Source organism: Phenylobacterium sp. (assembly GCF_031425575.1).
In the GTDB taxonomy this organism is placed as follows: Bacteria; Pseudomonadota; Alphaproteobacteria; order Caulobacterales; family Caulobacteraceae; genus Phenylobacterium.
Genome location: NZ_JANPJP010000368.1, coordinates 1 through 4,233, shown reverse-complemented (window position 1 = coordinate 4,233; position 4,233 = coordinate 1). Strand labels below are relative to the sequence as shown.

The 4,233-nt window shown below is 69.6% G+C and carries 5 protein-coding genes and 1 pseudogene; 3 read left to right on the top strand and 3 right to left on the bottom strand.

What is annotated here, in order from left to right:
- Nucleotides 1-866: NAD(P)H-quinone oxidoreductase (locus RMO97_RS20890; RefSeq protein ID WP_310542926.1), on the bottom strand; the 866-nt coding region annotated here is incomplete at its 3' end.
- 83 nt (nucleotides 867-949) lie between these two features.
- Between RMO97_RS20890 and RMO97_RS20885 the strand changes: the two genes are divergently transcribed.
- The gene (locus RMO97_RS20885) at nucleotides 950-1,156 is read left to right on the top strand and encodes a DUF1192 domain-containing protein (protein ID WP_304782774.1); all 207 of its coding nucleotides are present in this window, start codon (nucleotides 950-952) and stop codon (nucleotides 1,154-1,156) included.
- A 137-nt stretch (nucleotides 1,157-1,293) separates the two neighbouring features.
- Nucleotides 1,294-1,806 carry a DUF1465 family protein gene (locus tag RMO97_RS20880; protein ID WP_304782777.1) on the top strand — a complete coding sequence of 171 codons (513 nt, stop codon included), beginning with the start codon at nucleotides 1,294-1,296 and terminating at the stop codon, nucleotides 1,804-1,806.
- A gap of 108 nt (nucleotides 1,807-1,914) precedes the next feature.
- Here the strand turns inward: RMO97_RS20880 and rpmE are convergent, their stop codons facing one another.
- Nucleotides 1,915-2,139 carry a 50S ribosomal protein L31 gene (gene rpmE / locus RMO97_RS20875; protein WP_215343053.1) on the bottom strand — a complete coding sequence of 75 codons (225 nt, stop codon included), beginning with the start codon at nucleotides 2,137-2,139 and terminating at the stop codon, nucleotides 1,915-1,917.
- 119 nt (nucleotides 2,140-2,258) lie between these two features.
- On the opposite strand from rpmE, the gene RMO97_RS20870 reads away from it, so the two are divergent.
- Nucleotides 2,259-4,109 carry an ABC transporter transmembrane domain-containing protein gene (locus RMO97_RS20870; RefSeq protein ID WP_310542925.1) on the top strand — a complete coding sequence of 617 codons (1,851 nt, stop codon included), beginning with the start codon at nucleotides 2,259-2,261 and terminating at the stop codon, nucleotides 4,107-4,109.
- On the opposite strand, the pseudogene RMO97_RS20865 reads toward RMO97_RS20870, so the two are convergent.
- Nucleotides 4,106-4,233, bottom strand: a pseudogene (locus tag RMO97_RS20865) (glycerophosphodiester phosphodiesterase); the annotation flags it as partial. The gene RMO97_RS20870 and the pseudogene RMO97_RS20865 overlap by 4 nt on opposite strands.

Below are 4,233 nucleotides of genomic sequence, written 5' to 3'. Positions count from 1 at the left end.
GCCTCGATCCAGGGCCAGACCGTGGCCTCCACCGCCGCCGCCAGCCGCGCCTTCTCATCGGGGGCGCGGGGCCGCAGGGTCGAGCCGGTCACCGTAGCCCGCTTCATCATCAACTTGCCGATCGGCAGGGCCACCTCGCCGCCGCCCAGGCTGGCGATGAACACGATCCGGCCGCCGGTCTTAAGGGCGTCCAGGCCCTTGGCGAAATAGTCGCCTCCGACCATGTCGAGGATCACGTCGACGCCGCCCTCGCGCTTGGCGATCTCGGCGAAGTCTTCGGCCGTGGTGTCCACCACCACGTCGGCGCCGAGCGCCTTGGCCTCGGCGGCTTTGCCCGCGCCGCGCGCCGTGGCGATCACCTTGGCGCCGGCCGCCTTGGCCATCTGGATCGCCGTGGTGCCGATGCCCGAGGTGGCGCCGTGCACCAGGAAGGTCTCGCCGGCCTTCAGGCTCCCATGCTCGAACACGTTGGCGAAGACGGTGAAGACGGTTTCCGGCAGGGCCGCGGCCTCCAGCAGGGACAGGCCCTTGGGGATCGGCAGGGCATGGCGGGCGTCCACCACGGCGTATTCCGCATAGCCGCCGCCGCCCAGCAGGGCGGTGACCTGGTCGCCAGCCTTCCAGCGGCCCGCGCCGGTGACCACCTCGCCGGAGACCTCAAGGCCCATGGTGTCGGGGGAACCGGGGGGCGGGGGGTAGAATCCCATGCGCTGGATCAGGTCAGGGCGGTTCACCCCGGCATGGGCCACCTTGATCAGGATCTGGCCAGGGCCGGCCTCCGGACGCGGCAGCTGCACGGCCTTCATGTCGGCGGCGGAGCCCTTTCCGCCCTCGACGGCGATGGCGGTCATGTCCGTCTGGCTCATCTCTGGCCTCCCTGGTCTTGCGTATGGGTGTTGTTGGGGGTTCAGATAGGCGCAGAAACGGAACCGGCAAAGGGAGGTCTTCCATGGAGGAGCCCGCAGAGGTTCGGATCGGCCGTGGCCAGCGGCTGACGGAAGCGGTCCGCGAGGACCTGGAGCTCTACGGCGTCGCCGAGCTCGAGGAGCGAATCGAGATGCTGCAGGCGGAGATCGCCCGCTGCCAGGCGCAGATCGAGAAGAAGAAGGCGACCCGCCAGGCTGCGGACGCGCTCTTCGGTTCCCCCCCGGATTAGGGGGCGGTTAGGGCCTGGTTAGGCATAAGGGGGCGTATCTGTCGCAGACGGGGCGGGTTTGGCACGGCGGTTGCACCAGCTAGGACCAGACAGCGCATCTGGGCGCGGACGAATTTTCAGTCGGGGACTTTGTGGTCATGAGCGATGGAAACCAGCCGGCGGGGGCCTGGCGCGCGGACGTGATCCAGGACTTCGCGCGGTCCGAGCTTTTTGACCGGACCTTCCAGGAGGGCATGGACCTCGTCGAGGAGACCGCCGGCTATCTGGACGGCTCCGGGCGTCAGGAATCCAAGCTGTTGTCGCGCAACGCGGCGCTCGCCTATGCCGGCGAGAGCATGCGCCTCACCACGCGGCTGATGCAGGTGGCCTCCTGGCTGCTGGTCCAGCGCGCCGTACGCGAGGGCGACATGCCCCCGGAGGGCGCCTGCGACGAGCGCTATCGCCTTGGAGCCGAGGACGTATGCCGTCCGGGCCACGACACCGCCGAGGATCTGCCCAGCGGCCTGCTGCTGCTGCTGGACCGCTCCGAGCGCCTCTATGAGCGCGTCCGCCACCTGGACCGCCGCATGTATATCGAAGACACCGACGTCGAGACCCCCAACCCGGTGCAGTCCCAGTTCGACCGCCTGCGGACCGCCTTCGGGGGCTGACCCCCCGAGGCCAAGGCCTGGATATCCAGACAGCAAAAAACGCCGCGTGGTCCACGCGGCGTTTTTCTTGTGCTCGAAAGTCGCGTGCGGCCACGGGGGCCGCGGCGCTTACTTGCGGGTGAAGGCGCCGAACTTGGCGTTGAAGCGCGAGACGCGGCCGCCACGGTCCAGCAGTTGCTGGTTGCCGCCGGTCCAGGCCGGGTGCGTCTTCGGATCGATATCCAGATTCAGGGTCGCGCCCTCTTTCCCGTAGGTGGAGCGCGTCTGGTAGGTTGTGCCGTCGACCATCACCACATTGATGAAGTGGTAGTCGGGGTGGGTGTCTTGTTTCATCGCGCGGGCATCCGACGTAAAGGAGCGGCCATAGAATAATCGCTCCGCCGGCTAGGCGGATCGAACGGAGCCGCGCCTATACAGGAAAAGGCGGGGCAAGAGCAAGGGCGCGGGTTTTCATGAGTGATTTTGGGTCCGGGCCGGCCGTTGAGGGCCGACCGACCGCGGGTGCGTCTCTCGCCCAGGATATCTCCGAAGCCGCCGAGCGGCGGCCCAAGAGCCGCAACATCAAGCCCCTGGCAGCACTCAACCCCTTCCTGCGGGCCCATATGGGCGACGTCGGCCTGGCCGGGCTCTTCCTGGTCACCGCCGCGCTCTCCACCCTGGCCCTGTCCGGCGCCGTGCGGCTGCTGGTGGACCACCTGACCGACGCCCGGGCCACCGGCGCCTCGGTGGACCAGTGGTTCTGGCTGATGGGGGTGGTGGCCGTCGCCTTGGCCGTCTCCTCGGCCCTGCGCTATTTCTTCGTCACCAAGCTGGGCGAGCGGATCGTCGCCGACCTGCGCAAGGCCGCCTACGCCCACATCCTGACCCTCGACCCGGCCTTCTTCCTGCACATGCGCACCGGCGAGGTGCTGTCGCGCCTGACCACCGACATCCAGATCGTCGAGAGCCTGATCAGCACCTCGATCTCCGTGGCCCTGCGGAACCTGCTGATGCTGATCGGCGCCCTGATCCTGATGCTCATCGTCAGCCCGCACCTGACCGGCATGGTGGTGCTGCTGATCCCGCTGATCATTGCGCCTCTGTTCCTGTTCGGACGCCGGGTGCGCACCCTGACCGCCTCGACCCAGGACCAGTTCGCCCAGGCCGTCGGCCATGCCGGCGAGACTCTGGACGCGCTGGAGACCGTCCAGGCCTTCGGGCGTGAGGCGGCCGGCGCCAAGGTGTTCGGAAACGCCGTCGAGGCCTCCTTCGCCACCTCTCTGCGGCGGATGACGGCGCGGGCCGGGATGATCGCGGCGGTTATCACCCTGGTGTTCGGCGGCGTCGTCGGCATCTTCTGGATCGGGGTCCATTCGGGCCTGCGGGGCGACATGAGCTGGGGGGCGCTGTTCCAGTTCGCCTTCCTCTCCGTCATGGCGGCGGGTTCGGTCGGCGCCCTGGGCGAGACCTGGGGCGACGTGCAGAAGGCGGCCGGCGCCATGGAGCGGGTTTCCGATCTGCTGGCCGCTCGGCCCAGCATCGCCCCGCCCGCGTCGCCCAAGGCCCTGCCGACCCCGGCGCGCGGCGAGATCGCCTTCGAGAACGTCGACTTCGCCTATCCCTCACGGCCCGACATGCCCGCCCTGAAGGGCTTCGACCTGAAGGTCGCGCCTGGTGAGCGAGTGGCCCTGGTCGGCCCTTCGGGGTCGGGCAAGAGCACTGTCTTCCGCCTGCTGCTGCGCTTCTACGACCCGCAGGGCGGGGCGGTCAGGCTGGACGGCGTGGACATCCGCGAGGCCGACCCCGGCGAGGTGCGCAGGCGCATGGCCCTGGTCGCCCAGGACTCGCCGATGTTCTCCGGCTCAGCCTTCGAGAACATCCGCTTCGGCCGTGAGTCGGCCACGCCGGAGGAGATCCGTCAGGCCGCCCGCGCCGCCCAGGCCGAGAGTTTCCTGGACGCCTTGCCGGAGGGCTTCGACACCCCCCTGGGCGAACGCGCCCGCAGCCTGTCGGGCGGCCAGAAGCAACGCCTGGCCATCGCCCGGGCCCTGATCCGCGAGACGCCGATCCTGCTGCTCGACGAGGCCACCAGCGCGCTCGACGCCGAGAACGAGCGCCTGGTCCAGAAGGCCCTGGAGGAGGCCATGGTCGGCCACACCACCCTGGTCATCGCCCACCGCCTGGCCACCGTGCTCAAGGCCGACCGCATCGTGGTGATGGAGGCCGGCCGAGTGGTCGACCAGGGCACTCACGCGGAGCTCTCGGCCCGTGGCGGGCTCTATGCGCGCTTGGCGGCCCTGCAGTTCGGCGACGCGGCGGCCTAGGTCCGCGCGGCGACCGCGATAGCCGGGAAATCGCTGAACACCCCGTCGACTCCGGCGGCGTAGAGCGCCCGGCACAGGGCCTCGGCGTCGCCGTGCTCGGCCACGCCGGTCCCGCGCCGCAGCT